This window comes from Limnohabitans rimovensis (SeqCode) (assembly GCF_965234775.1).
Lineage (GTDB): Bacteria > Pseudomonadota > Gammaproteobacteria > Burkholderiales > Burkholderiaceae_C > Limnohabitans > Limnohabitans rimovensis.
Genome location: NZ_OZ248562.1, coordinates 227,271 through 253,636 on the forward strand (window position 1 = coordinate 227,271; position 26,366 = coordinate 253,636).

Annotated in this window: 21 protein-coding genes and 1 pseudogene; 13 read left to right on the plus strand and 9 right to left on the minus strand. The window is 60.1% G+C overall.

Translation table 11 applies throughout. The features are described 5' to 3' along the window. Positions 1-41: 41 nt before the first annotated feature. Positions 42-740 carry a ribose-5-phosphate isomerase RpiA gene (gene rpiA / locus AC8GFZ_RS01120; protein ID WP_506641494.1) on the plus strand — a complete coding sequence of 233 codons (699 nt, stop codon included), beginning with the start codon at positions 42-44 and terminating at the stop codon, positions 738-740. Here rpiA and AC8GFZ_RS01125 read toward each other — a convergent pair. The 3 genes from AC8GFZ_RS01125 to AC8GFZ_RS01135 are packed head-to-tail and all read right to left on the minus strand — an operon-like array spanning position 734 to position 7,680. Further along, positions 734-1,648 (minus strand): transglutaminase family protein, encoded by a 915-nt coding sequence (locus tag AC8GFZ_RS01125; RefSeq protein ID WP_506641496.1) that lies wholly within the window; start codon positions 1,646-1,648, stop codon positions 734-736. The genes rpiA and AC8GFZ_RS01125 overlap by 7 nt on opposite strands. Next, entirely contained in the window at positions 1,648-4,251 is a 2,604-nt protein-coding gene (locus tag AC8GFZ_RS01130; RefSeq protein ID WP_506641498.1) for a circularly permuted type 2 ATP-grasp protein, read from the minus strand. The genes AC8GFZ_RS01125 and AC8GFZ_RS01130 overlap by 1 nt, the downstream gene beginning before the upstream one ends. Before the next feature lie 33 nt (positions 4,252-4,284). Beyond that, positions 4,285-7,680 (minus strand): transglutaminase family protein, encoded by a 3,396-nt coding sequence (locus AC8GFZ_RS01135; protein ID WP_506641500.1) that lies wholly within the window; start codon positions 7,678-7,680, stop codon positions 4,285-4,287. Positions 7,681-7,783: 103 nt separating this feature from the next. Between AC8GFZ_RS01135 and AC8GFZ_RS01140 the strand changes: the two genes are divergently transcribed. Both AC8GFZ_RS01140 and AC8GFZ_RS01145 read left to right on the plus strand, forming a co-directional pair. Beyond that, entirely contained in the window at positions 7,784-9,238 is a 1,455-nt protein-coding gene (locus tag AC8GFZ_RS01140) for a circularly permuted type 2 ATP-grasp protein (protein WP_506641502.1), read from the plus strand. A 2-nt stretch (positions 9,239-9,240) separates the two neighbouring features. Next, complete coding sequence (locus AC8GFZ_RS01145) at positions 9,241-10,194, plus strand: alpha-E domain-containing protein (RefSeq protein ID WP_506641504.1); 954 nt, start codon at positions 9,241-9,243, stop codon at positions 10,192-10,194. 122 nt (positions 10,195-10,316) lie between these two features. On the opposite strand, the gene AC8GFZ_RS01150 is transcribed toward AC8GFZ_RS01145, so the two are convergent. From AC8GFZ_RS01150 to AC8GFZ_RS01165, 4 genes are all read right to left on the minus strand, one after another. After that, positions 10,317-12,365, minus strand: coding sequence for a M3 family metallopeptidase (locus AC8GFZ_RS01150; protein WP_506641506.1), 2,049 nt, complete (start codon positions 12,363-12,365; stop codon positions 10,317-10,319). Between the two features lie 4 nt (positions 12,366-12,369). Further along, on the minus strand, positions 12,370-13,224 hold the full coding sequence (gene folD / locus AC8GFZ_RS01155) for a bifunctional methylenetetrahydrofolate dehydrogenase/methenyltetrahydrofolate cyclohydrolase FolD (RefSeq protein ID WP_506641508.1): 855 nt from the start codon (positions 13,222-13,224) through the stop codon (positions 12,370-12,372). Between the two features lie 65 nt (positions 13,225-13,289). Further along, on the minus strand, positions 13,290-13,916 hold the full coding sequence (locus tag AC8GFZ_RS01160) for a response regulator transcription factor (protein ID WP_506641510.1): 627 nt from the start codon (positions 13,914-13,916) through the stop codon (positions 13,290-13,292). Further along, the gene (locus AC8GFZ_RS01165) at positions 13,913-16,459 is read right to left on the minus strand and encodes a PAS domain-containing sensor histidine kinase (RefSeq protein ID WP_506641512.1); all 2,547 of its coding nucleotides are present in this window, start codon (positions 16,457-16,459) and stop codon (positions 13,913-13,915) included. Before AC8GFZ_RS01165 ends, AC8GFZ_RS01160 begins: the two co-directional genes overlap by 4 nt. A gap of 243 nt (positions 16,460-16,702) precedes the next feature. On the opposite strand from AC8GFZ_RS01165, the gene aceE reads away from it, so the two are divergent. Genes aceE through lpdA form a run of 3 tightly spaced genes read left to right on the plus strand, consistent with a single transcriptional unit; the run spans position 16,703 to position 22,729 of the window. Continuing rightward, a complete protein-coding gene (gene aceE, locus AC8GFZ_RS01170) occupies positions 16,703-19,414 on the plus strand; it encodes a pyruvate dehydrogenase (acetyl-transferring), homodimeric type (RefSeq protein WP_506641514.1) in 2,712 nt (903 codons plus the stop codon). A gap of 21 nt (positions 19,415-19,435) precedes the next feature. Continuing rightward, positions 19,436-20,794 (plus strand): dihydrolipoyllysine-residue acetyltransferase, encoded by a 1,359-nt coding sequence (gene aceF, locus AC8GFZ_RS01175; protein WP_506641516.1) that lies wholly within the window; start codon positions 19,436-19,438, stop codon positions 20,792-20,794. A gap of 57 nt (positions 20,795-20,851) precedes the next feature. Then, positions 20,852-22,729, plus strand: a complete 1,878-nt coding sequence (lpdA, locus tag AC8GFZ_RS01180; protein WP_506641518.1) for a dihydrolipoyl dehydrogenase — start codon at positions 20,852-20,854, stop codon at positions 22,727-22,729. Positions 22,730-22,823: 94 nt separating this feature from the next. On the opposite strand, the gene AC8GFZ_RS01185 is transcribed toward lpdA, so the two are convergent. Both AC8GFZ_RS01185 and AC8GFZ_RS01190 read right to left on the minus strand, forming a co-directional pair. Then, positions 22,824-23,153 carry a Fis family transcriptional regulator gene (locus AC8GFZ_RS01185; protein ID WP_506641520.1) on the minus strand — a complete coding sequence of 110 codons (330 nt, stop codon included), beginning with the start codon at positions 23,151-23,153 and terminating at the stop codon, positions 22,824-22,826. Continuing rightward, positions 23,137-23,433, minus strand: a complete 297-nt coding sequence (locus AC8GFZ_RS01190) for a type II toxin-antitoxin system RelE/ParE family toxin (RefSeq protein ID WP_506641522.1) — start codon at positions 23,431-23,433, stop codon at positions 23,137-23,139. The genes AC8GFZ_RS01185 and AC8GFZ_RS01190 overlap by 17 nt, the downstream gene beginning before the upstream one ends. A gap of 106 nt (positions 23,434-23,539) precedes the next feature. Between AC8GFZ_RS01190 and AC8GFZ_RS01195 the strand changes: the two are divergent. The 7 genes and pseudogenes from AC8GFZ_RS01195 to AC8GFZ_RS01225 form a co-directional block, all read left to right on the plus strand. Beyond that, positions 23,540-23,925, plus strand: a pseudogene (locus tag AC8GFZ_RS01195) (oxidoreductase dimerization domain-containing protein); the annotation flags it as partial. Between the two features lie 32 nt (positions 23,926-23,957). Continuing rightward, positions 23,958-24,272: a hypothetical protein gene (locus AC8GFZ_RS01200; protein WP_506641524.1), complete on the plus strand. Its 315-nt coding sequence runs from the start codon at positions 23,958-23,960 to the stop codon at positions 24,270-24,272. A 3-nt stretch (positions 24,273-24,275) separates the two neighbouring features. After that, a complete protein-coding gene (locus tag AC8GFZ_RS01205) occupies positions 24,276-24,578 on the plus strand; it encodes a type II toxin-antitoxin system RelE/ParE family toxin (RefSeq protein ID WP_506641526.1) in 303 nt (100 codons plus the stop codon). Positions 24,579-24,742: 164 nt separating this feature from the next. Then, positions 24,743-24,991, plus strand: coding sequence for a type II toxin-antitoxin system Phd/YefM family antitoxin (locus AC8GFZ_RS01210; RefSeq protein WP_506641528.1), 249 nt, complete (start codon positions 24,743-24,745; stop codon positions 24,989-24,991). Between the two features lie 27 nt (positions 24,992-25,018). Then, positions 25,019-25,249: a hypothetical protein gene (locus AC8GFZ_RS01215; protein WP_506641530.1), complete on the plus strand. Its 231-nt coding sequence runs from the start codon at positions 25,019-25,021 to the stop codon at positions 25,247-25,249. Positions 25,250-25,284: 35 nt separating this feature from the next. Further along, a complete protein-coding gene (locus AC8GFZ_RS01220; protein ID WP_506641532.1) occupies positions 25,285-25,779 on the plus strand; it encodes a hypothetical protein in 495 nt (164 codons plus the stop codon). A 170-nt stretch (positions 25,780-25,949) separates the two neighbouring features. Next, complete coding sequence (locus AC8GFZ_RS01225; RefSeq protein WP_506641534.1) at positions 25,950-26,174, plus strand: DUF6364 family protein; 225 nt, start codon at positions 25,950-25,952, stop codon at positions 26,172-26,174. The last annotated feature ends 192 nt before the right edge of the window (positions 26,175-26,366 follow it).

The following is a 26,366-nucleotide window of genomic DNA, read 5'->3' on the forward strand; positions in this document are numbered from 1 at the left end:
GGATAATCCCAGGCATCGATACAAAGACAGGATTTTCACCCATGCACACCCAGCCACCGGCATCCCCTTTGAGCCAAGATGAATTGAAGGCCTTGGTGGGTCGGGCCGCACTGGCTTATGTGGTGCCGGGCCAGGTCTTGGGGGTGGGCACCGGGTCAACGGTGAATCACTTCATCGATGCGCTGGCCAGCATGCGCGACGCCATACCGGGCGCGGTGTCGAGCTCAGAAGCCTCGACCCAGCGCTTGCAGGCGGTCGGCATTCGGGTGCTGGACGCCCAAGCCGTTGAAGGCTTGTCGGTGTACATCGACGGGGCGGATGAAATTGACGGCCACGGCTTCATGGTCAAAGGCGGGGGCGCTGCGCTGACGCGGGAAAAAATTGTCGCTGCCATGGCCCAGCGTTTTGTCTGCATTGCCGACGAAAGCAAGCGGGTGCAGACCTTGGGCGCTTTTCCCTTGCCGGTGGAGGTGATCCCGATGGCCGCGGCCAGCTTGGTGCGGCGCTTTGCCCAGCTGGGCGGCCAAGCGAGTCTGCGCTTGCGCAATGGGGAAGCTTTGGTCACCGACAACGGCCAACACATTTTGGATGTGCGCGGCTTGTCGATCACCGACCCCTTGGCCTTTGAGGACCAGGTCAGCCAGTGGCCGGGCGTGGTGACGGTGGGTGTGTTTGCCCACCAAAAAGCCAACGTGTGTTTGCTGGGCACGCCAGCGGGCGTGAAGACCCTGACTTATTGAGCCGCAGCGGTTTCGTGGCTGGGCATCACCGTCACCGCCACTTTCAGTTGGTGGCTGTTGCCGCCTTGGATCACACCGCGCATGGGTGAGATGTCGGCGTAGTCGCGGCCCACCGCCAAGGTGACGTAGTCTTCCCCCGGGGTGCCCAAGCCACAGCGGTTGTTGGTCGGGTCCAGGTCGTACCAGCCCAGGCCTTGGCCTTTGGGATCCAACAAATACACCGAGGCCCAGGCGTGCGACGCGTCACTGCCAATCAATCGCGGTTTGCCCGGCGGCGGTTGGGTCAACAGGTAGCCACTGACATAACGCGCTGGCAGACCCAGGCTGCGCAAACACGCGATAAAGATGTGGGCAAAGTCTTGGCACACCCCTTGGCGCTGGTGCAAGGCCTCCAGTGCGGGGGTGTTGATCTCGGTGCTTTGGCTGGCGTAGGTGAACTCGCGGTGCATGCGCTGCATCAAGGCCTGCGCAGCTTGCATCAAATCGGCGCCCCGGCTGAAACTGGGCAAGGCATAGGCCGAAAAATCGGGGTGCGGTTGCACATGGGGTGAGGCAAACACAAATTCACTCGCGGCTTGGTGCGGCTTGCCGGCGTTGAATGCCATGGCCTCGCGCACCAATTCCCAAGGGGCGCTGGCCGCGAGTTCAGCCGCTGGCGTGGTCAACACCTGGGTGGTGGCGGTGACGCGCAAGGTTTCGTGCGGTGCGAGCACATTGAAAAACACCTTGTGGTTGCCAAACACATCTTGGTGTTCGCTGCATTGGGCGGGTGCGGGGTGAATGTCGAGTTTATGCGACAGGCGGGTTTGGTGGTCGGTGTGGATGGGCTGTAAGCAGGCCATGTGGTGGGCGGTCTCGACCACCGGCGTGTAGTCGTAACTGGTTTCGTGGATGACGGTCAATTGCATCAGGCGCCCAAGCTGCGGCCAGCTTCATCGGTGTGGGAAAAATAACGCAAGCTCACGTCTTCGGACAAGCGCCAAGCGCATTGGCTGCACGATTGCAAAAAGTCGCTCCAAGCTGGAAGCACTTGGCCTTGGGCCCACCAATCGGAGAGCTGCCAGGTGTCGGGGTCGATGACCCGCTGGGCCAAGCTGTCTTTCTCCAGGGGCGCGGCACCGGCCAATTTGGACAAGCGACCCCTGAGGGTTTGCGCCACCCAGCTCAAAGAGCGTGGGTTCTCGCGGTCGAGCACCAGCAATTCCAGCAGGGCGGGCACTTCGCGCTGTTGTTGGTACTGCGCATGAAAGGTGATGGTGCTGTCAAACAAGGCCAGCATGGTCTCAAAGCCCGCGATCTCGTGCACCGATTGGGTTTCAAAGCCATGGGTCAAGGCCGAGGTCAAAAAGCCCAGGCGCTCAATTTGTCGCCCAATGGCCAGCAAGCGCCACCCATCGTCGCGCGTCATGCGGTCGGTTTGGGCACCGGTCATGGCCGCCAGGTGGGCGCTGGTGGCCTCCAGCACCCGCAAGGCATCCACCGTGGAGTATTCGCCCGCGTGCACAAACTCTTTGGACCGGTCAAAAAACTCGCGCTCGGCGCGCACCGTCAGGCTCCACTGCTCATGCGAGAGGCGTTCGCGCACAGCGGACGCGGCGATGGTGATCGAACGCAGGTTAAAGCCCAAGCTGGCGGCGTGTTCGGGCTGGCACAGGCTGGCGATCAGCGAGCGCTCAAACACCCGCCGCGCTTGCAAGGCCGTGGGCGTGCCTGCGGGCAGCAGCGAATGTTGTTCGGCCATGACCGACAACCATTGCAGCATGGGGGCACAAAAGCGGTCTTCGCCGTTCAAGGCCTCCAGCGCCAAACGCACCAAGCGCAAGCTGTTTTCTGCGCGCTCGGTGTAGCGACCCAACCAAAATAAATTGGACCCGGCGCGGCTGGTGACCAAGCGCTTGGCCTGTGGCAAAACGGGCAGTCCGGCCCCCGGTTGCAGCAAGGTGGTGCGGTCGACCGGGCCGTCGCTGAGCACCCAGGTGTCAGCACTGCTGCCGCCACGCTGCATCGATGCCATGCCTTGGTCATCGGGGGCCAAGCGGGTCAAGCCGCCGGGCAAGACGCGCCAAGACTGGGGCCCATCGCTCAAGGCAAACACGCGCAGCATGTAGGGTCGGGTGACCATGCGCTGGCGCTGGTTGTCGCTTTGCCAGGTGGGCAAATGGGCCAATGGCAGGGCGGACTGCAAGGTGTGGTCACCCCCTTCGCGCAAGATGCGCCCGGCCCATTCATCGCGTTCGCGCTGGTCCAAAGCGCTGCCGCGCACGGGCTCGAAATGGGCATGGATGTCCGAGCCCGGGTAGGTGGGCTTGAGCACGCTCTCGCCCAAACGTGGCAGGGCTTGCTGCATCGCGGCGCCTTCGCCACACCACCAGGTGGGCAGGCTGGGCAATTGCAAGGCCTCGCCCAGCAACTTCTCCGACAGCGCGGGCAAAAAGCCCAGCAAGGCCGGTGACTCCAAAAATGCACTGCCAGGTGCATTGGCCATCAACACATGCCCGGCGCGAACCGCTTGCAACAAACCGGGCACGCCCAAGGTGGAGTCGGCGCGCAGCTCCAACGGGTCCAACCAGGCGTCATCCACCCGCTTGAGCAGCACGTGCACCGGTTGCAAACCGCGCAAGGTGTTGAGGTACAGGCGTTGGTCGCGCACCGTCAAGTCACTGCCTTGGACCAAGCTGATGCCCAAATAGCGCGCCAAATAGGCGTGTTCGAAATAGGTCTCGTTGTAGGGGCCGGGGGTGAGCAAAGCCACGTGTGCGTTGGCACCGGCCGGGCTCATGCGCCGCAAGCCTTCCATCCAGGCTTGGTAGGTGCTGGCCAAGCGCTGCACCTGCATGGTCTCAAAGGCTTGCGGGAACAAACGCGAAATCGATAAGCGGTTTTCCAGCAGATAGCCCAGGCCCGAGGGCGCTTGCAGGCGCTGCGAAACCACCCACCACAAACCATCGGGCCCGCGCGACAGGTCAAAGGCGGCCACATGCAAATGGGTTTTCTGGGCGGGATGCGCGCCATGCATGGCGCGCAAATACCCGGGATGGCCTTGGACCAGGGCCGGGGGCAACAAACCAGAGCGCAACACCGATTGCGGGCCGTACACATCGCCCATGATGGCGTTGAGCAAGCGCACCCGTTGGTGCACACCGGTTTGGATGCGTTGCCAACTTTGGGGGGTGATCAACAGGGGGAACAAGTCCAGTGACCAAGGCCGCTGCGGCCCACTGTTGTCGGCGTACACGTTGTAGGACACGCCGTTGTCACGGATTTGGCGCGCCAGGGTTTGGGTGCGGCGATCGAGGTCAGAGAAGCCCTCGTTGCCCAAATGGTCCATGAACTGCGACCACGGCGGCGACAAAGGGTCCTCGGCTGGCGCCGCTGTGCTGGTTGGGGTGGTGAGGCCGCGCCATTCGTCGAAATGCCCGCTGGGCGCGCGCGGGGCCATGCGCAAAGCCATGGCCTGCGGGCTCAAGCTGGGCAGCAAGGCTGCCTGAAGGGGCGAATCAGGGGCTTCCATAGGGCTGGCATTGTCTCACCCCAGGCGCGGCGCTCATCGGCGCAGATCCAAGGTGAAGGGGAATTCGCGGCTGCCCACCAGTTGCATGTTGGGGGGCGGTATCTTCAGCCAGCCCGGCGTGTGGCCGACGCGGAAAAAGCGCGACAAGCGCCGGCTCTCGGCTTCGTAGGCGTTGACCGGCAAATGGTCGTAGCTGCGACCGCCGGGGTGCGAGACATGGTATTGACAACCACCAATGGAGCGGTTCATCCAGGTGTCAATGATGTCAAAGGTCAAGGGGCCATGCACACCGATGGTGGGGTGCAATGAGGCCGCGGGGGCCCAGGCACGAAAGCGCACCCCGGCCACAAATTCGCCCACGGTGCCGGTGGGTTGCAAGGGCAGGGCGCGGCCATTCACGGTCACGGTGTAGCGGCTGGTATTGAGGTTTTGCACGTGCAGTTGCAAGCGTTCCAAGGACGCATCCACATAGCGCACGGTGCCGCCGCCACTGCCTTCTTCGCCCATCACATGCCAGGGTTCCAGGGCCGTGCGCAACTCCAGGCGCAGGCCTTGGGTCTCCAAGTTGCCGACCAAGGGAAAACGGAATTCGTGGTGCGGGGCGAACCACGCCGGGTCAAAGTGAAAACCAGCTTGGCCCATTTCAGTGAGCACATCTGAAAAATCGTGTTGCACAAAATACGGCAGCAAAAAACGATCGTGCAGTTCGGTGCCCCAGCGCGTCACAGGCGCTTGGTAGGGGTTGTCCCAAAAGCGCGCCACCAAAGCCCGCAGCAGCAACTGCTGCACCACGCTCATGCGCGCGTGAGGCGGCATTTCAAATGCGCGCAACTCCAGCAGGCCTAAGCGGCCGGTGTGGCCGTCGGGCGAATAGAGTTTGTCGATGCAAAACTCGCTGCGGTGGGTGTTGCCGGTGACATCGATCAAGATGTTGCGCAAGGTTCTGTCCACCAGCCACGGCGGCATCTGGGCCCCATGCACTTGGCGGTTGCGCTGGATTTCGCGCAAAGCGATTTCCAACTCATACAACTGGTCGTTGCGCGCCTCATCCACCCGTGGCGCTTGGCTGGTGGGGCCAATGAACAAGCCACTGAACAAATAGCTCAAGGACGGGTGGTTGTGCCAGTAAAGCAACAAACTGGCCAGCAGTTCGGGGCGGCGCAAAAACGGGCTGTCGGCGGCGGTGGCGCCGCCCAGCACGATGTGGTTGCCCCCACCCGTGCCCGTGTGGCGGCCATCGGTCATGAACTTTTCGGCGCTCAAGCGGGTTTCAAACGCGGCTTGGTACAAGAACTCGGTGTTGTCGACCAATTCGCTCCAGCGCTGAACGGGGTGGACGTTGACTTCGATGACGCCAGGGTCGGGGGTGACTTGCAGCACTTTCAAACGCGGGTCACGGGGTGGCGGGTAGCCCTCGAGGACCAAGGGCATTTGCAGCGTTTCGGCGGTGGCCTCGATGGCGCTGAGCAAATTGAGGTAGTCCTCCAAGCGTTGCAAAGGCGGCATGAACACATACAACACGCCCACGCCAAGTTGTCCCGCGTCCAGCGATGCGGTCTCGCTGGCGGCCCCATGGGCCCGGGCCGGGTCGCGGGTCTCCACGCACAAGGCCGTTCGGGTCAGCCAATGGGACGATTCAAAAGCCGATGGCGCTGGTGTGTCTGCTTCTGGTGGCTTGGGTACCGCAGTCCAGGGGTGGCGTGGCGCCACCCGGTCTTGGTGGCGCGGGATGGGGCTGTGGGGCAGGTCTGCGCGGGGCGCAAAGGTATCCAACTCGAAGATGACCGGGCGGTCTTTGGGGTCCACCCAGGGCAAGGAATCCAGCGGCAGCCGATAACCCATGGGTGAGTCGCCCGGCACCAGGTACATGCGTTCATCGCGCAAAAACCAGGGGCCGGTTTGCCACCCGCCACCCTCCCGTGCGTTGGGCGACAGCGGCAGCACATAGCCCACGGTGTGGGTCAGGCCTTGGGAGAAAACGCGGCGCAATCGCACGCGTTCCATCTCGTCGTCTAAGCGGGCATCAAAGGGGTCGACATTGACCGGCAATCGGCGCTCGCGCCACAGGTGGTACCAGGTGTCTTCAAAGCTAGGCGTGATGAACGCGGGATTCAGCGACAGGTTTTCGGCCAATGCGGTGACAAAGCGCTTGGCGTCATCCGGTCCCAGGCGGTGGTCTTGGCGCTCATCGGCAAACAAATCCGGGTTGCGCCAACACGGCTTGCCGTCGGTGCGCCAGTGGATGCCCAAGGCCCAGCGGGGGAGCTGTTCACCCGGGTACCACTTGCCTTGTCCGAAATGCAAAAACCCACCTTGGCCGTAACGGGCGCGCAGTTTGTGCACCAATTCGGTGGCCAGCCCTCTTTTGGTGGGTCCGAGGGCGTCCGTGTTCCATTCTGGTGCATCGCGGTTGTCCATCGCGACAAAAGTCGGCTCGCCACCCATGGTCAAACGCACATCGCTGGCGCGCAAACGTGCATCCACGCTCTCACCCAGGGACAAAATGGATTCCCATTGCGCATCGGTGTAGGGTTTGGTCACCCGGGGCGTTTCCAGCAAACGGGTGACCTGCATGTGGTGCTCAAAGCGCACCTCTGCCTCGTCCATCAGGCCTTCAATCGGGGCTGCGTCCGAGGGTTCTGGCGTGCAGGCCAGCGGGATGTGCCCTTCACCCGCCAGCAGGCCAGAGGTGGGGTCCAGCCCAATCCATCCCGCGCCCGGCAAGAACACCTCGCACCAAGCGTGCAAGTCGGTGAAATCCACTTCGGTGCCGCTGGGGCCGTCCAGTGCTTTCATATCGGGCGCGAGTTGGATCAAGTAACCCGACACAAAGCGCGCTGCCAAGCCACTGCGGCGCAGCAACTGAACCAGCAGCCAGGCGCTATCACGGCAGGAGCCGCTGCCCAATTGCAAGGTTTGCTCAGGGGTTTGTACCCCGGGCTCCATGCGGATGAGGTAGCGGATGTCTTGGTGAACTTGTTGGTTGGTGCGCACCAAAAAGTCCATGCTGCGAGCACGCGAACGGTCGAGTTTTTTGTAATACGCCTTGAGCTTGGGTGTGCCAGGCAGGGTGTTCAAGTAGGGCGCCAGCGACAGCACCAGGGCCGGTTCGTACGTGAAGGGGAAATGTTCTGCGCTGGGTTCTAGAAAGAAATCGAAGGGGTTGTAGACCGCCATCTCGACCACCAGGTCGACGGTGACTTTGAAGCTTTGGGTTTTGGCCGGAAACACCAACCGGGCCAGGTGGTTGGCAAACGGGTCTTGCTGCCAGTTGATGAAATGCGCTTGGGGTTCCACCCGCAATGAATAAGACAAGACGCGGCTGCGGCAGTGGGGGGCCGGGCGCAAGCGCACCACCTGGGGCCCCAACTGAACCCAGCGGTCGTATTGGTAGTGGGTGATGTGGCTGAGGGCCGCATGGATGGTCATGCCAGAGGTCTAGCAAAACATGCGCCAAGCGCGTGCGCTGAAAAGGTGCGTGTTTGACAGATAGATGGCATTTAACTTGCTAAATACATTCCAGGAGAATGCCATGCACAGCTTTGATGAGATGTACGAGCGCTTGCCCATCCCGGCCGACGGGGCGCAAGGCTTGCGAGCGCATTACCGCGCCTACCGTGCTTGGTTAGACCGCCAAAGCGACGCGACCATGCAAGCGCGGCGGGCCCAGGCAGAGATGATTTTTCGCCGTGTGGGCATCACCTTTGCCGTGTATGGCGCCAAAGACGAGGAAGGTGCGGGCACCGAACGCTTGATTCCCTTCGACTTGATCCCGCGCATCATCCCCGCGCACGAATGGGGGCAAATGCAAAAAGGCTTGGCGCAGCGGGTGAGTGCTTTGAACCGCTTCATCCACGACATCTACCACGGCCAAGACATCTTGCGCGCGGGCATCATCCCCAAAGAACAAATTTTGAACAACGCGCAGTTTCGCCCCGAGATGATGGGGGTGGATGTGCCGAATCAGGTGTATTCGCACATCAGCGGCATCGACATCGTGCGTGCCCCCAATGCCCAAGGCGAGGGCGAGTATTACGTGCTCGAAGACAACCTGCGCGTGCCCAGCGGGGTGAGCTATATGCTCGAGGACCGCAAGATGATGATGCGCTTGTTCCCTGAGTTGTTCAGCCAATACCGGGTGGCACCGGTGGCGCACTACCCCGATTTGCTGCTCGAGACCTTGCGCGCGAGTTGCCCGGCCACCACCGACAATCCCACGGTGGTGGTGCTCACCCCCGGCATGTACAACAGCGCCTACTTTGAACACGCCTTTTTGGCCCAGCAAATGGGCGTGGAGTTGGTTGAAGGCCAAGACTTGTTTGTGCGCGACAACTTTGTTTACATGCGCACCACCCGCGGCCCCAAACGGGTGGACGTGATTTACCGCCGGGTGGACGACGACTTTTTGGACCCGGCGGTGTTTCGCCCCGACTCCAGCCTGGGGTGCCCGGGCTTGATGGGGGCCTACCGCGCCGGCCATGTGGCGATTTGCAATGCGGTGGGCACGGGCATTGCCGATGACAAGTCCATCTACCCGTATGTGCCGCAAATGATCGACTTTTATTTGGGCGAAAAACCCATCTTGAACAACGTGCCCACCTACCAATGCCGCCAACCCGAAGACCTGGCCTACACCTTGGCCCACCTGGAGGAGTTGGTGGTCAAAGAGGTGCATGGCGCAGGCGGCTACGGCATGTTGGTGGGGCCGGCCGCCAGCAAAGCCGAGGTCGCGCAATTTCGTCAAGCTTTGCTGGCCAAACCCGAGGGCTACATCGCCCAACCCACGCTCAGTTTGTCCACTTGTCCGACCTATGTGGACAGCGGCATTGCCCCGCGCCACATTGACCTGCGCCCCTTTGTGCTGAGTGGCACCAGCGTGCAAATGGTGCCCGGTGGTTTGACCCGGGTGGCTTTGAAAGAAAACTCATTGGTGGTCAATTCATCCCAAGGGGGTGGCACCAAGGACACTTGGATTTTGGAGGTCTGACCATGCTCAGCCGCACCGCCGATCACTTGTTTTGGATGTCGCGCTACACCGAGCGCGCCGAAAACACCGCCCGCTTGCTCGACGTCAGCTATCAAACGGCGTTGTTGCCGCAGTCTGACCAAGCGGCCCAATTGGGTTGGCAAGGCCTGTTGTCCATCAGCGAGTTGCTGCCGTCTTTTGAAGCGATGTATGGCGCCATCACACCGGCATCGGTGATGAGCTTCATGGTCAAAGATGAACGCAACCCTTCGTCCATTGTGTCGTGCTTGCGGGCAGCGCGCGAAAACGCCCGTGCGGTACGCGGTACCCTGACCACCGAGGTGTGGGAGACGCAAAACCAAACCTGGTTGGAGATCAATCGCATGCTGCGTGCTGGTGAGTTTGAGCAAGATCCCGGGGCGTTTTTCGAATGGGTGAAGTTTCGCTCTCACCTCTCGCGTGGCGTCACGGTGGGCACCATGCTGATGGACGAGGCCTTGCAGTTCATGCGCCTGGGCACCTTCTTGGAGCGGGGTGACAACACGGCGCGCTTGGTGGACGTGAAGTTCCATGCCCTGCAAAACGACTTTTGGGGATCGGCCACCAGCAAAGACCAGGAATACGATTTCTACCACTGGAGCGCCATTTTGCGCAGCGTCTCTGGCTTTGAAATTTACCGCAAGGTCTACCGCGATGTGATCAAGCCCGAGCGGGTGGCTGAGTTGCTGATTTTGCGCGCCGACATGCCGCGCTCTTTGCATGCCTGCTTGAACGAGGTGGTGCACAACCTGGCATCGGTGGCCAACGACCAATCGGTGGACACGGCGCGCAAAGCCGGAAAGTTATTGGCCGAGTTGCGCTACAGCAGCATCGATGAAATTTTGGCCACGGGATTGCACACATTTTTGACCCAGTTCCTCGACCGGATCAACGAATTGGGCAAGGGCATCAGCCAAGACTTTTTGGTGGCGGCCTGAGAGCAGGTTGACCGCCCCAACAAGGCGCAGTGTGTGCGCTCAAGGCATTTGGCCTAGGCCAACCCAAGCCCTGATGGTTGGCAAACGCTTGGCGCGATGAACGCCTGATAGACGGCGGTTTTTCAGTGGACCGAAGCCACCATGCCCTGGTGGCGGAGCAAGGCGTCGAGTTGGGGTTCGCGGCCGCGAAAGGCTTTGAACGAGGTCATCGCAGGTCGGCTTCCACCGGCTTCCAAAATCTCTTGGCGATAACGCCGCCCTGTCTCCACGCTGGGTTCGCCATCGGCTCCAGCGGTTTCTTCAAAGGCCGCGTAGGCATCGGCCGATAACACCTCGGCCCATTTGTAGCTGTAATAACCTGCCGCATAGCCACCGGCAAAAATGTGGCTGAAGCTGTGCGGGGTGCGACCCCAACGGGGCGCGGTCAGCACTGACACCTCGGCGCGAACGTCTTGCAACACCTGCATGAAGTCTTGTGCACGCGCGCCTTCGGTGTGCAAGCGCATGTCAAACAACGAGAACTCGATTTGGCGCAGGGTTTGCAAGCCACTTTGAAAGTTTTTCGCAGCCAGCATCTTGTCAAACAATGCGCGTGGCAAGGGCTCGCCCGTGTCCACATGGGCGGTCATGTGGCGCAGCACCGACCATTCCCAGCAAAAGTTTTCCATGAACTGGCTGGGCAATTCGACCGCGTCCCACTCCACGCCACTGATGCCAGAGACATCGCGCTCGTTGACCTGGGTGAGCAAATGGTGCAGGCCGTGGCCGCATTCGTGGAACAGGGTGATCACATCGTCATGGCTGAGCAAGGGCGGTTGACCTCCGACGCCATCGGCAAAGTTGCACACCAAATGGGCGATGGGCGTTTGCAACTGGCCGTTGTCTGGGCGCAGCCAACGGGCGCGCACATCGTCCATCCAGGCGCCACCGCGTTTGCCCGCACGCGCACCCGGGTCGAGGTAAAACTGGCCAATCAACTGGCCAGCGCGTTCGATGCGGTAAAAGCCCACGCCGGGGTGCCAAGTGGGCGCGGTGTCGGCACGGATGCTGACTTCGAACAGGGTCTCGACAATTTTGAACAAGCCGGCCAAGACCTTGGGCGCGGTGAAGTAGGGCTTGACGTCTTGGTCGCTGAAGGCGTATCGCGCTTCTTTGAGCTTTTCGCCGATGTAGGTCCAGTCCCAGGGTTGGGGGTCTTTCAATCCCAAATGCTCGGCGGCAAAGCTGCGCATTTCGGCCACATCGCGCTCAGCACTGGGGCGGGCGCGCTGGGCCAGGTCGCGCAAAAACGCCACCACGTGTTCTGGTGAAGTGGCCATTTTGTTGGCCAAGGACACCTCGGCAAAATTGGCGTAGCCCAACAAGTGGGCTTCTTCTTGGCGCAAAGCCAAGATTTCTTGGATCAAGGCGGTGTTGTCTTGCTCGGGTTTCCCGGCTTGGTCAGAGGCCCGGGTGACGTAGGCGCGGTAGAGTTTTTCGCGCAACTGGCTGCTTTGGGCGTACTGCATGATGGGCAAATAGCACGGCATCTTCAGGTTCAACAAATGCCCTTCTTGGCCCAGGGCTTGGGCGGCGGCTTGGGTGCTTTTGCACACGTCTTCAGGCACGCCGGCCATCTCTGCAGGCGACACCAAAAGCGTCCATTGGTCGGTGGCATCCAACACGTTTTCACTGAATTTTTGGCTCAATTCGGCTTGGCGTTCTTGGATGGCGGCAAAGCGGGCTTTGGGCTCACCACTCAGTTCGGCGCCCGACAACACAAAGTTGCGCAACGCGTTGTCACGTGCTTTGGTTTGCTCGGGGTTGAGCGTGGCTGGGTCCATGGCCTTGTATTGGGCGTACAGGCTTTCGTTGGCGCCCATGCGGGTCCAAAACTCGGTCACCCGGGGCAGGGCGGCGTTGTACGCGGAGCGCAACTCGGGCGTGTCGGCCACGGCTTGCAAATGGCCGACCACGCCCCAAGCGCGGCCCAGCCGTTCGGTGGCCACATCCAACACCTGGGCCATGGCCGACCATTGGGCGGGGAAACCTTCGGCACACACCTGCTCCAAAGCTTTTTCGGCATGGCCGAGCAATTCATCCACCGCGCTGGTGATGTGTTCGGGTTGAACCGCGTCAAACAAGGGCAGGTCGGCAAAGTCGAGCAGGGGGTTGGTGTGGTGGGTGGTCATGGTTTTAAACAGATAGGGTGCGGCGGGCGGATTCCAAGGTGTTGACCAGCAACATGGCAATGGTCATGGGCCCCACGCCGCCGGGCACGGGGGTGATGTGGCCAGCAATGTGGCGAACAGCTTCAAAGTCGACATCGCCGCACAGCTTGCCGGCTTCGTTGCGGTTCATGCCCACATCGATCACCACCGCGCCGGGTTTGACCATGTCAGCCGTCACGGTATTGCGTTGGCCCACCGCAGCGACGATGACATCGGCTTGCAAGGTGATGGCTTTGAGGTTGACGGTGCGGCTGTGGCAAATGGTCACGGTGGCGTTTTGCGCCAAGAGCATCAAGGCCATGGGCTTGCCCACGATGTTGCTGCGACCAATGACCACCGCATGTTTGCCGCTCAAAGAATAGCCAATGCTCTCCAGCATCTTCATGCAGCCGTGGGGTGTGCAGGGCCAAAAGCCGGGCATGCCGGTCATCAAGGCGCCGGCACTGGCGACGTGGAAGCCGTCGACATCTTTGGCCGGATCGATGGCTTCGATCACTTTGTGCGCATCAATGTGGGCCGGTAATGGCAGTTGCACCAAGATGCCGTGGATCAAGGGGTCGCGGTTCAAAGCCTCGACCCGCGCCAGCAAGTCGGACTCGCTCAAGTCGGCGGGAAGCTGCTCGAGCACCGAGTGCAGACCAGCTTGCTCGCAGGCCTTCACTTTGTTGCGCACATAGACTTGGCTGGCCGGGTTGTCGCCCACCAGCAGCACGGCCAAGCCGGGCTTCACGCCACGCGCTTGCAAGGCCACGCAGTCACGGGCGACTTGTTCGCGCCAGTGTTGGGCCAAGGCGTTGCCATCGATGATGTGGGCTGACATGTCGGTGTTGAATGTGAAACGCCCGCATCACACGGGCGTTGGTTGGGGGAGGGCTGTGCTCAGTCTCAGGCTTTGACGGGGCTTTGCCCCAAGGCAATTTTGAGCAGGTCGGCCACGGTGTTGGCATTGAGCTTTTCCATGATGTTGGCGCGGTGTGCCTCCACGGTTTTGATGCTGATGCCCAAGTCGTCGGCAATTTGCTTGTTCAAGCGGCCCGCCACGATGCGCTCAAGCACCTGGGCTTCGCGCGAAGTGAGTTTTGCCATCAAAGCGTCGCGGCTGGCGGCATGCTGGTAGTCAGCGAAAGAGGTCTTGGCCTGCTCGAGCATGCGTTCGACCAAGCTGAGCAAGTCGTCTTCGACAAAAGGCTTTTGGATGAAATCCATCGCGCCTTTTTTCATCGTGGTCACCGCCATGGGCACATCGCCGTGACCGGTGATGAACACCACCGGCAAAGGCGACTTGCGTTCAATCAAGCGGTCTTGCAGTTCCAAGCCCGTCATGCCACCCATGCGGATGTCAACGATCAGGCAGGCCACCTCGCGAGGGTCAAAGCGGCTGAGAAAGCTTTCGGCAGAGTCAAAGCAACGCACCCGGTAATCTTTGCCTTCGAGCAACCATTGCAGCGAGTCGCGAACGGCCTCATCGTCATCGACCACATAAACAGTGCCTTTTTTGGGGATCAAACTCATGCAGATACTCCGGGGTCGGGGGCGGGTTGCGCTTGGGGTTCAGATTCGGGCTTGCTCACGGGAAGCCAAAAGGAAAAACAACATCCAATGACTTCGCTTCCATTGTAAAGGTTCTCCGCTTGCATACGACCCAAGTGTGACTCGACGATGCTGCGGCACAGGTTCAAGCCAATGCCCATGCCCTCCGCCTTGGTGGAGTAGAACGCTTCGAACAATCGCTCCAAAACCTGTGGGGCCAAGCCTTGTCCAGTATCGGTCACAGAGAACTCAACCACATCTTGTTCACCCATGCGCTTGACGCCCACTTGCAATTCCACATGCCGGTGGGCCGAGGGGCGTTGGGCATGGTCAATGGATTCGGCGGCATTTTTCAGCAAGTTCATCAACACCTGCTCGATCAAAATCACATCGACCATCACTTTGGGCAAAGCGTCTGGGATGAAGCGGCTCAAGCGAACGTTGCGGCGGCGCAGCTCAATTTCGGCCAACTCCAATGCCTCAAACACCATGGGGGCTACATCGGCATGGACGCGGTTGGGTTCACTGCGTTTCACAAATGCCCGGATGCGCTGGATGATTTGACCGGCACGCTGGGCTTGGCGTGCGGTTTTCTCCAATGCCACCAGCATCTCGGGTTCGTTGATGTGACCGCTCTTCAAGCGCGACACCAGGCCGTTGCAATAGTTGTTGATGGCGGTCAGCGGTTGGTTCAATTCATGCGCGACGCTGGAGGCCATCTCGCCCATGGTGATCAGGCGGCTGGCGTTTTGGGCGCGGGCGGCTTGCAACTCGGCTTGTTCTTCGGCTTGTCGGCGTGGCGTGATGTCGGTGGCAATCACCATTTGCGCCAAGCGGCCATCGACCCAGTTGAGGTAGCGTGAGCGCACCTCCAACCACTTGCCCAAGTCGGTGATGAAAATTTCGGCGTTTTCACTTGGTGCATTGGTGATGCCCATGGTGGGCAAGCCAGCCAGGGAGTCGATGTCACCGCTGTCAATGTCGGTGTCTTGCGCGGGCATGCCGGCCTGGGCGATCAGATGCAGATGGCCATTGGCCTGGTTGCCAAACCACAAGCGGTATTGGCCGTTGGCAAACAACAGTTCTTCGCTGCCCAAGGGGGCCACTGAGACGGAGGCGTCCAAGGCTTCCAACACAGTGGTGAAGCGTTCATAGGATGCAGCCAATTGGTCGCGGATGCGGTTGGGCTCGGTGATGTCGGTCATCGATGTCATCCAACCGGTTTGCTGGCCGCGTGCATCCACCAGGGGGGAAACGTACAGCCGGGCGGCAAACAAGCTCTGGTCTTTGCGCATGACCCGCACCTGTATGCCGCTGGGGCTGGTGCGCCCTGTCAACTCCTCTTGCAAGCGCAAGGTCAAGGTTTCGCGGTCTTCTTCGGGCCAGTAAGGGAAGGGGGGCTTCAAACCCACCAGCTCTTGCTCGCTCCAGCCGGTCATTTGACAAAACGCTGCGTTCACATAGGTGATTTGGCCTTGCAAGTCCATGGCCCGCATGCCGGTGAGGATGGAGTTTTCCATGGCGCGGCGGAAATTGGTCTCGGAAACCAAGGCCTGTTGGGCTTGCAAGCGTCGGCGGGTGTGCCGCCAACTGCCAATCAGCATCCAGGCGGTGAGCACGCTCAGCGCTCCGACCAACCAAAACAAGCCGTTGCCAATCAGACCTTGTGAAGTGCGATAGGCCTGTGCACGCAAGATCAAGCTGTTGCCCACGGGTGAGACGGGCACCGAAAATTCATAGGCTTCAGCCGTCCACGGCATCACCGGCGAGGTGCGCACCCGGGCACTGATGGCTTGGCCCGCCAGCACCACCCCTGAGGCATCCATGAGCGACACGGCGTGCCGAGCGGTGATGTCAGAAGGCACCGCATAACGGATCAGCCCGTCGATGCTGTACTCGGCCATCACCACCCCCTCAAAATTACCTTGGGTGAAGATGGGCACATGCAATTGAAGGTCAAAGGCGGGGCGGGCTTTTTGTCCGGTATCGACCAGCGGGGGGGAGTAAATCGTTCGGCGCAATTCGCGCGCCAATTGAAAGGTGTTGACGGCGTCGGTGTTGCGCAGCACCTCGCCTTGGTGGTAGTGGTGAGAGTTTTGCGAAGAGGGCGCCGAATAACTTGACCGAACGCGCCGCCGCGCATCCAACCAACTGACCGAGGACAACTCAGGAAACTGGGTCACCAAGCCCTCGGCTTGGGCGGCGAAGCTGATCACCCCCATGTCGCCATTGGCCGCGTCGCGCGCCAGACGCATCATTTGCTCTTGCCGCTCGATCAGGCGCAAGCGCAGTTGTTGCTGGGCCGATTCGACGTCGCGGCGCACGCTTTCTTGCTCGCGCTCCATCTCTTCATAGCGCAGGTACCAAAACGCGCTGCTGATGGCGGCGAAAAACATGATCACCGCTGTGAGTGGCCCCAAGAAGGCAAAGCGGTCTTGCCGGCTGGGCGTTTGCTTTCGCCACCAGTTCTGCCACAACAGGCTGATCTCTTTGACTGCTGAGCGGGGCCGTGTTGGGGGTTTCATGGTGGGCGAGTGTAGGACAGGCGTGACTGTGGTTTCAGTCAGCCAGGACGGTTTGGCAGGTCGCTGTGCGCTGGGTAAAGATGGGTGGCTTCGGCTGTTTGAGGCAGTTCACAGCTGCATTCAAATTTCATAATACAAAAATCAAAAGCACTATTTGAAATTTGAAAGAATAAATGGCACAATTCAATCGAGACACGCTGAAAACAGCGTACAAGCCAAAAACAACGTAGGAGATAGATATCCATGTCAGCCCTGCCCAATGACTTGCGCACCTTTGCCCTGAACGACAGCGACAGCCAAGAAACCCGCGAGTGGATGGACGCGCTCTCCGCCGTCATCGCCGCCGAAGGCCCCGAGCGGGCCCACTTCTTATTAGAGCAATTGCTGGAGCATGCCCGCGAAAACAGCATCGACATGCCGTTTTCAGCCAACACGGGCTATGTCAACACCTTAGAGCCCGACCAAGAAGAGCGGTGCCCCGGCAATATTGAAATTGAAGAACGTTTGCGCGCTTATATGCGTTGGAACGCCATGGCCATGGTGGTCAAGGCGAATCGCCATAACCCCGCCGATGGCGGCGACTTGGGCGGCCACATTGGTTCGTTTGCTTCCTTGGCCCACATGTTTGGCGCCGGCTTCAACCATTTTTGGCATGCCGAAAGCGAAAACCATGGCGGCGACTTGCTCTACATCCAAGGCCATGTGTCGCCCGGCGTGTATGCCCGAGCTTATTTAGAGGGGCGTCTCACTGAGGAGCAGTTGCTCCACTTCCGCCAAGAGGTGGACGGCAAAGGTTTGTCGAGTTACCCACACCCCAAACTCATGCCCGAGTTTTGGCAGTTCCCCACTGTCTCCATGGGCCTCGGTCCATTGATGGCGATTTACCAAGCCCGGTTTTTGAAGTACTTGCATGCCCGCGGCATTGCCAACACCGAAAACCGCAAGGTTTGGGTGTTTTGCGGTGACGGCGAAATGGACGAGGTGGAGTCTTTGGGTGCCATTGGTTTGGCCGCTCGCGAGAAACTCGACAACCTGATTTTTGTCATCAACTGCAATTTGCAGCGTTTGGACGGCCCCGTGCGCGGCAACGGCAAGATCATTCAAGAGTTGGAGAGCGAATTCCGGGGTTCGGGTTGGAACGTGATCAAACTCATTTGGGGCAGCAACTGGGACCCACTGATTGCCCGCGACAAAGACGGCGCCCTGCGCCGCATCATGATGGAAACCGTGGACGGCGACTATCAAGCTTTCAAAGCCAACGATGGCGCTTTTGTGCGCAAACATTTCTTTGGCCGCGACCCGCGCACCTTGGAGATGGTGGCCAAGTTGAGCGACGACGACATTTGGAACCTGCGCCGTGGCGGCCACGACCCGCAAAAGGTGTACGCCGCCTATGCCGCAGCGGTCAAGCACAAAGACCAGCCCACGGTGCTGTTGATCAAAACCGTCAAAGGTTTTGGCATGGGCTCCTCGGGTGAGGGCAAAAACACGGTGCACCAAACCAAAAAGCTGACCGACGAAGACATCAAAATCTTCCGCGACCGCTTCAACATCCCCATCCCCGACAGTGAGTTGTCCAAGCTGCCTTTTTACAAGCCCGCCGACGACACGCCCGAGATGCGCTATCTGCATGAGCGGCGTCAAGCCTTGGGGGGCTACTTGCCGCACCGGCGCACCAAAGCCGATGAGCATTTCACCGTGCCATCGATGGAAACCTTCAAGGCCATCACCGACCCCACGGCTGAGGGGCGCGAGATTTCCACCACCCAAGCCTATGTGCGCTTTCTCACGCAGTTGTTGCGTGACCAAGCCTTGGGCCCCCGCGTGGTGCCCATCTTGGTGGACGAAGCCCGCACCTTTGGCATGGAAGGTTTGTTCCGCCAAATTGGCATTTACAACCCCGATGGCCAGCAGTACACGCCGGTGGACAAAGACCAGGTGATGTATTACCGCGAGGACAAGGCCGGTCAAATTTTGCAAGAGGGCATCAACGAAGCCGGTGGCATGAGCAGTTGGATCGCGGCGGCGACGTCTTACTCGACCAACAACCGCATCATGATTCCGTTCTATGTGTATTACTCGATGTTCGGCTTCCAGCGCATTGGCGACTTGGCCTGGGCGGCGGGCGACATGCAAGCGCGTGGCTTCTTGTTGGGCGGCACCTCTGGGCGCACCACCTTGAACGGCGAAGGTTTGCAACACGAAGACGGCCACAGCCACATCTTGGCGGGCACCATCCCCAACTGCGTGAGCTACGACCCAACCTTTGCGCACGAAGTGGCAGTCATCATGCAGCACGGTTTGAAGCGCATGGTGGAAAAACAAGAGAACGTGTTTTACTACCTCACGCTGCTGAATGAAAACTACGCCATGCCGGGCCTCACAGCGGGCACCGAAGAACAGATCATCAAGGGCATGTATTTGTTGCAAGCCGCAGAAGGCGCGAAAAAACTGCCCCGCGTGAACCTGCTGGGTTCGGGCACCATCTTGCGCGAATCCATGGCTGCGCGTGATTTGTTGGCCACCGATTGGGGCGTGGCCGCCAATGTGTGGAGCTGCCCGAGCTTCAACGAATTGGCCCGCGATGGCGCACAAGCCGAGCGCTGGAATTTGATGCATCCCACCGAGGAGGCACGCGTGTCGTTTGTGGCCCAACAACTGACGCCGCATGAAGGCCCGGTGGTGGCTTCCACCGACTACATGAAGGCTTATGCCGATCAAATCCGCGCCTACATCCCTGCTGGCCGCGCTTACAAAGTGCTGGGCACCGATGGTTTTGGGCGCAGCGATTTCCGCAGCAAGTTGCGCGAGCACTTTGAGGTGAACCGCCACTACATCGTGGTGGCCGCGCTCAAGGCCTTGAGCGAGAGCGGTGCCATGCCGCTGGCCAAGGTGGCCGAGGCGATTGCGAAATACGGCTTGAAAGCCGACAAAATCAACCCCCTGTACGCTTAAAAAACCCAACGGAGACGAGAGATGGCGATGATGGATGTGACGGTCCCCGACATTGGGGACTTTGATGAAGTGGCTGTGATCGAGTTGTTGGTCAAGGTGGGCGATAGCGTCAAGGCCGAGCAAAGCCTGATCACCGTGGAGAGCGACAAGGCATCGATGGAAATCCCTTGCTCGCACGCAGGGGTGGTCAAAGAACTCAAGGTCAAGCTGGGCGACAAGGTCAAGCAAGGTTCTGTGGTGGTGGTGCTCGAGGTGGCCGGTGCCAGCGCAGCAGCCCCGGCACCGGTCGCTGTCCCGGCGGCGCCAGTGGCAGCGCCCAGTGCTGCACCGGTGGCTGCAGCAGCCCCGGCCGCTGCATCTGTCAGCGCAGCTGTGCCTGCACCCAGCGCCGCACCAATGGCCCCCGCTGCCGTGGTGGCCGCGCATGCCCCCACCCATACCCCTGCTACTGGCTTGCCCCATGCGTCGCCCTCTATACGCAAGTTGGCGCGCCAATTGGGCGTGCCCCTGGCAGAAGTCAAGGGCACGGGCACCAAGGGCCGCATCACCGAAGACGATGTGCAAGCTTTCACCCGTTCGGTGATGGCTGGCGACACCCGCACCCAGGCCCAAGCCGCCAAAGCCCCAGCCGGTGGCGACGGTGCTGCACTGGGTTTGATTGCTTGGCCCAAAGTGGACTTTGCCAAGTTCGGTCCCATCGAGCGCAAAGAGATGGGCCGCATCAAGAAAATCAGCGGTGCGAATTTGCTGCGCAACGCCATCATGATTCCGGCGGTCACCAACCACGACGATGCCGACATCACCGACCTGGAAGCCTTTCGGGTGCTGACCAACAAAGAAAATGAAAAGTCGGGGATCAAGGTCACCATGCTGGCGTTTTTGATCAAGGCTTGCGTGGCTGCCCTGAAAAAATACCCCGAGTTCAACAGCTCGCTCGATGGCGATGCACTGGTTTACAAAAACTACTGGCACATCGGTTTTGCCGCCGACACGCCCAATGGGCTGATGGTGCCGGTCATCAAAGATGCCGACAAAAAGGGCGTGTTGCAAATCAGCCAAGAGATGGGCGAGCTGGCCAAGAAAGCCCGCGAGGGCAAGTTGAGTCCGGCCGAAATGTCGGGGGCCACCTTCACCATCTCCAGCTTGGGTGGCATTGGCGGGCGCTACTTCACGCCCATCATCAACGCCCCCGAAGTGGCCATTTTGGGTGTGTGCAAAAGCACCATGGAGCCGGTGTGGAATGGCAAAGAATTTGTGCCCCGCCTGATGCTGCCCTTGTCGCTGACCTGGGACCACCGCGTCATCGACGGCGCGGCCGCAGCCCGCTTCAATGTCTACCTGGGTCAAATCCTGGGCGACTTCCGGCGCGTATTGCTTTAAATATTTGGGCCTGCCGACCCTGCGCTGGTCGGTGCCCACGCAACCTGCGAGAACCACATGGCACTGTTAGACATACAAGTACCCGACATTGGCGACTTCGACGAAGTCGCGGTGATTGAACTGCTGGTCAAGCCCGGCGACACCATCCGCGCCGAGCAAAGCCTCATCACTGTTGAGAGCGACAAAGCCTCGATGGAAATCCCATCGTCACACGCCGGTGTGGTCAAAGAAGTGAAAGTCAAGCTGGGCGACAAGGTCAAGCAAGGCTCGGTGGTGGTGGTGCTGGACGGTGAGGTCGCTGCGACGTCTGCTGTGATTGCGACTGCCACGCCCGCAAGCGGGCTCGCAGCGACAGAAGCGAAGCAATCCACCGCGCCGCAAACTGGATTGCCACGGGCCGATGGCCCTCGCAATGACATCACTGCGCCAGCAGCGGCAAGCTTTACGGGCAGCGCCGACCTCGAGTGCGATGTGCTCGTGTTGGGCGGTGGTCCTGGCGGTTACAGCGCGGCGTTTCGCGCGGCCGACTTGGGCCTGAACGTGGTCATCGTCGAGCGCTATGCCCAATTGGGTGGCGTGTGTTTGAACGTGGGTTGCATCCCGTCCAAAGCCCTGCTGCATGTGGCAGCGGTGATGGACGAAGTGGCGCACATGGCCGACCTGGGCGTGGACTTTGGCAAGCCTGCCGTCAACATCGATAAGCTGCGCGGCCACAAAGAAAAAGTCATTGGCAAACTCACGGGTGGCTTGGCGGCCATGGCCAAAATGCGCAAGGTCACCACCGTGCGTGGTTTTGGTCACTTTGTCGGCAGCCACCATGTGGAGGTGGAAGAAACCACCGGCACGGGCCAAGACAAAACCGGCAGCAAAAAAATCATTGGCTTTAAAAACTGCATCATTGCCACCGGCTCGCAAGCCGTGCACCTGCCCTTCATGCCCGATGACCCCCGAGTGGTCGACAGCACCGGCGCTTTGGAACTCAAAGAAGTGCCCAAGCGCATGCTGATTTTGGGCGGCGGCATCATCGGTCTGGAAATGGGCACCGTCTACAGCACCTTGGGCGCACGCCTGGACGTCGTGGAAATGATGGACGGCCTGATGCAAGGCGCGGACCGCGACTTGGTCAAGGTGTGGCAGAAGATGAACGCCAAGCGCTTTGACCACATCATGCTCAACACCAAAACGGTGTCAGCCAAGGCGCTGCCCGAGGGCATTGAGGTGACTTTTGCACCCGCGCAAGAGGGTGGCACAGCGCCCGCCCCCCAGGTGTACGACCTCGTGCTGCAAGCCGTGGGCCGCACGCCCAACGGCAAAAAATGCGGCGCTGACAAGGCTGGCGTGGCGGTGACCGACCGGGGCTTCATCAACGTGGACATTCAGATGCGCACCAACGTGCCGCACATCTTCGCCATTGGCGACATCGTGGGCCAGCCCATGCTGGCGCACAAGGCAGTGCATGAAGCGCATGTGGCGGCTGAAGTGATTGCGGGCGAACTGCAAGGCAACAAAGAGTTGGCAGCGGCGGCGTTCAACGCCCGCGTCATCCCAAGCGTCGCCTACACCGACCCCGAAGTGGCCTGGGTCGGCTTGACCGAAGACCAAGCCAAAGCGCAAGGCATCAAGGTGAAAAAGGGCTTGTTCCCTTGGACGGCTTCTGGCCGCGCCATTGCCAACGGCCGCGACGAAGGCGTGACCAAACTGCTGTTCGACGATTCACCCGAGGCCCACGGCCACGGCAAGATATTGGGCGGCGGCATGGTCGGCACCCACGCTGGCGACATGATTGGCGAGATTGCGCTGGCCATTGAAATGGGCGCAGACGCCGTGGACATCGGCAAAACCATCCACCCACACCCCACGCTGGGCGAAAGCATTGGCATGGCGGCGGAGGTGGCGCATGGCAGTTGCACGGATTTGCCGCCGGCGCGGAAGTAAACGCGTTGAACCTGTAGCGGCATGAATGCAAAAGTCCGAACTGGTAACGGTTCGGACTTTTTGCTGGAGGCGCACAGCGGGCTTTTGGTTTCCCCTAAGCCGACGTGGCTCGCGTACGCTTGGTCTCGCGCTTGAGCCGAATTTCGACCGTTCTGCCCACTGCTCTGGCTGCTTTGACCAGGGTGTCGAGTTGAATCGACAGGTTGCTCGGGTCCAGCACACGGTCCAATTGGGACCGACTGGTGGCCATGCGTTGTGCCATGTTCACTTTGCTGAGTTTGCCGCTTTGCATGGCGTCGTCCAGTTGCTCGGCCAATGCGCGTTTGAGCGCACGGGCCTGCACTTCTTCATAGATGCCGTCCTCTTTGAGGAAGTCATCAAAACTGCTGCCCGTGTGGGGATTGACTTTAGTTGCTTTGGCCATTGATCCACTCCTTCAAGCGTTTGGTCGCCAGTTCAATATCGGCGGGGTTTGTTTGCTGGGTCTTCTTGACAAAGGCATGCAGCAAAATCATTTCGGACTCTTCAACAGCAAAAAGCACGCGTGCGATGCGGTTGCCGATTTTGCTGCGCACCTCCCAGATCGGCCCTCGCAAATGATCGACTCGTGGTTTGCCTATGGGCCATTTGTATTGGACATAGGCAATGTCTTCACCGACGGTTTGCCGATCTGCTTTGTCCAAAGTCTTCAGCCATTCGCGCACGGGCTCGTTGCCAAGTGCAGATCGGTAGAAAATTGCAGGGATTTTTCTGCTCGACGACATTCATAAAGTGTACCTTATAAAGTACTTTTTTGGGGCATTGCAGTGAGCGACTGCCTACACCGACCCCGAAGTGGCATGGGTGGGCTTGACCTAGACCCAAGCCAAAGCGCAAGGCATCAAGGTGAAAAAAGGATTGTTCCCGTGGACCGCATCTGGCCGCGCCATTGCCAACGGCCGCGACGAAGGCGTGACCAAACTGCTGTTTGACGACAGCCCAGAGGCGCATGGTCACGGCAAGATCTTGGGCGGCGGCATGGTCGGCACCCACGCCGGCGACATGATTGGCGAGATTGCGCTGGCCATCGAAATGGGCGCAGACGCGGTGGACATTGGCAAAACCATTCACCCCCACCCCACGCTGGCGGCATGATTGGCATGGCGGCGGAGAGTCATCCACCCTCAATCGCCAGCTGGGTAGAATCTTCTTGGTAGTCACATCTGACTACCCCTCAATGGAGCTTGTCATGCCCGCTGTTCCTGCCAGTATTCCCACCAGCCTCAAACTGCCTGGCGCTCTCAAGCTGCAGCTCGAAGAAGATGCCAAGCAAATGGGCATGAGCCTGCACGCTTACATGGTGAGCACACTTGCCGATGCCGCGCAGCGCAAGCGCTTGCGGCAAAAATTTGCACATGACTCGGCCGATGCACTGGCGCTCATGAAGGCCACCGGTACAGGTCATGCGCTGGCGGATGTTCGGGTTTATTTTTCTCAATTGAAAGAACATCGTCAGGGGCAGAGCGCGCCGCCAGCACCCTTGCAACCGAAAAAAATGGGCTGAGGTGTGAGCACCGTATTTCTGAGCCCGGAGGCGTTTCAGGATTTGGTGCGCCTGGACATGTTTTTGCACGAGTCAGAAGACCCCTTGGCCGGGGAGTTGCTTGATTTCATCCTGGATGCGCTAGACGTGTTGACGCATCAACCCGGCATTGGCCGTCCGGTGGAAGATGGTTTGCGTGAACTGATCATCTCCCGCCGACGCAGCGGCTATTTGGCGCGCTATGCCTGGGACGATGCCCTGGACCGGGTCATGGTCGCCCGCATTCGCCACCAGCGAGAAGTTGGCTATACAGACGAAGAGGTTTGAGGCGGTTCAAGTCGTCCCATTGCACAACCGCAGCGCCCATGCGCAGCTTGGTGAGCGATGCAGTTGTGGGCACTCCAAGTCAGATCAACCGTGGGGCAGTGGATGGTTGACGCATTCGATATGACCACAAAATACGTACCTACATACTTTGAGTGGAGGGCATGATGAAAACCACGACCAGCCAGGAATTCAACCGCCAAGCCAGCGCCTTGCGCCATCGCGCCACTGAGGAGCCGCTGCTCATCACCGACCGTGGCCGTCCGGCCCATGTGCTCATGAGCTACGCCGCTTACCAGGCCTTGCAAGGGCCAGCGCAGTCTGTAGCCGACTTGTTGGCCATGCCAGTGGCCGACGAGTTGAACGAGGTGTTGCAGACTTCTCGTGATTGGGTGAGATCTGCGGACCTAACATGAGTTTTTTGCTCGATACCAACCCTCGATGTGTTCAGCTGGCGCGGCGGGCCTGCGCCCGACGATACCGCCTCCACCCCGGTGGTGGCGCATCTGGAATCGGCGGTTCATTTGGCCGCTGATGCGCAACTCCCAAACGGCCCGGTGCTGCTGGTTGCCAGCACGGTGCGCACCCGTTGGGCCGCCACCGTGGCAGCGGCGCTGTTGCGCGAACAAGGCGCCCCTCAGGTGCTGTTGCTGGCCGTGCATTTGCAGCCATAAGGCATGATCGGAGATAACTTTTGAGCAAAGACATGATGAGCGACGACACACAAGACACCCCCCTGCGGCAGGAAGCCCGACTTTGGCAAGACGATAACTGGACGGCCCAGGTCATCAAAAATGAAGACGACGATGGCTGGGCCGTGGCGATGTTCAAAGCCGGTGCGTCCGAACCGGCGCTGGTCGGCCCCTGGACCATGGGCCGCGACAAGAAGAACCCCAAGCCGCTAGACGGCACGGCCTTCATCACGCTGGTCAAAACCGCCAGCGAGTTTGTGCGCCGCAGCGAGCAGCAATTGCATGCGCAGTTGAACCAGAGCGTGATCGTCAACGGTCTGGGCAGCCGCATCACGGTGCTGCTGCGCATCGCGCCCGATGAGGACAACCCCTATGCGGTGCTGAGCGCGCAGGACGAAGGCGGTGACGAGTTGGCCGAAGTGAAAGTGGACGCCGGTTTCAAGCTCAACCGCCAAACGGCCCAAGCTTGGGTGGATGCGGACTTTGCCAAGCCTGGCAGTACGCGTCGTTGAGGTTCAGTTGCACAAGTCAACTTCGTCCCGGCGCTAGGAGACGAGACCGTCGGCAACGCAAGCCTTGCGGCCCCCGCTCCCCAGGCGTGCAACTTGGTGCTGCAACTCCATTTGACAAAAATAATGAGTGCGCACATAAAACGTGTAAATATTGAAGGCTGGAGCTCACAATGAACATCACTCTCTCTGTGGACGAACAAGTCGCTCAACGCGCCCGCGAGGCAGCGCAAAAAATGGGGAAAAGCCTGAATCAGGCGGTGCGTGACCATTTGGAGCCATTGGCGGGCAGTTCGCGTCGGGGCCAAGAATGGGCCCAGTTTGAGGCGCGTTGCCGCCAGTCAACTGCGCAACTCGGCGGTTGGAAATTCACCCGTGATGAAGCCAACGAGCGTTGACACTGTGGCAGATCGCAGTTTTATCGATACCAACGTGCTCGTCTATGCCGAGGCCAGCCGCGCCCGACAAACAGCAAGCCGCCTTGGCCCTGCTCAAACAGCTTTATGAGACCGCTACGGGCGTTCTGTCTGAAGGTTTGAACGGCTTTCAGGGATGCGTAGCCCTTGGCTGAGGGGGCGTATTTGCGGACT

What these genes read in the sequence shown, in the direction of transcription:
- rpiA (WP_506641494.1), top strand. Translation starts at nt 42, where the DNA reads ATGCACACCCAGCCACCGGCATCCCCTTTGAGCCAAGATGAATTGAAG.
- AC8GFZ_RS01125 (WP_506641496.1), bottom strand. Translation starts at nt 1,648, where the DNA reads ATGCAATTGACCGTCATCCACGAAACCAGTTACGACTACACGCCGGTG.
- AC8GFZ_RS01130 (WP_506641498.1), bottom strand. Translation starts at nt 4,251, where the DNA reads ATGGAAGCCCCTGATTCGCCCCTTCAGGCAGCCTTGCTGCCCAGCTTG.
- AC8GFZ_RS01135 (WP_506641500.1), bottom strand. Translation starts at nt 7,680, where the DNA reads ATGACCATCCATGCGGCCCTCAGCCACATCACCCACTACCAATACGAC.
- AC8GFZ_RS01140 (WP_506641502.1), top strand. Translation starts at nt 7,784, where the DNA reads ATGCACAGCTTTGATGAGATGTACGAGCGCTTGCCCATCCCGGCCGAC.
- AC8GFZ_RS01145 (WP_506641504.1), top strand. Translation starts at nt 9,241, where the DNA reads ATGCTCAGCCGCACCGCCGATCACTTGTTTTGGATGTCGCGCTACACC.
- AC8GFZ_RS01150 (WP_506641506.1), bottom strand. Translation starts at nt 12,365, where the DNA reads ATGACCACCCACCACACCAACCCCCTGCTCGACTTTGCCGACCTGCCC.
- folD (WP_506641508.1), bottom strand. Translation starts at nt 13,224, where the DNA reads ATGTCAGCCCACATCATCGATGGCAACGCCTTGGCCCAACACTGGCGC.
- AC8GFZ_RS01160 (WP_506641510.1), bottom strand. Translation starts at nt 13,916, where the DNA reads ATGAGTTTGATCCCCAAAAAAGGCACTGTTTATGTGGTCGATGACGAT.
- AC8GFZ_RS01165 (WP_506641512.1), bottom strand. Translation starts at nt 16,459, where the DNA reads ATGAAACCCCCAACACGGCCCCGCTCAGCAGTCAAAGAGATCAGCCTG.
- aceE (WP_506641514.1), top strand. Translation starts at nt 16,703, where the DNA reads ATGTCAGCCCTGCCCAATGACTTGCGCACCTTTGCCCTGAACGACAGC.
- aceF (WP_506641516.1), top strand. Translation starts at nt 19,436, where the DNA reads ATGGCGATGATGGATGTGACGGTCCCCGACATTGGGGACTTTGATGAA.
- lpdA (WP_506641518.1), top strand. Translation starts at nt 20,852, where the DNA reads ATGGCACTGTTAGACATACAAGTACCCGACATTGGCGACTTCGACGAA.
- AC8GFZ_RS01185 (WP_506641520.1), bottom strand. Translation starts at nt 23,153, where the DNA reads ATGGCCAAAGCAACTAAAGTCAATCCCCACACGGGCAGCAGTTTTGAT.
- AC8GFZ_RS01200 (WP_506641524.1), top strand. Translation starts at nt 23,958, where the DNA reads ATGCCCGCTGTTCCTGCCAGTATTCCCACCAGCCTCAAACTGCCTGGC.
- AC8GFZ_RS01210 (WP_506641528.1), top strand. Translation starts at nt 24,743, where the DNA reads ATGAAAACCACGACCAGCCAGGAATTCAACCGCCAAGCCAGCGCCTTG.
- AC8GFZ_RS01220 (WP_506641532.1), top strand. Translation starts at nt 25,285, where the DNA reads ATGAGCGACGACACACAAGACACCCCCCTGCGGCAGGAAGCCCGACTT.
- AC8GFZ_RS01225 (WP_506641534.1), top strand. Translation starts at nt 25,950, where the DNA reads ATGAACATCACTCTCTCTGTGGACGAACAAGTCGCTCAACGCGCCCGC.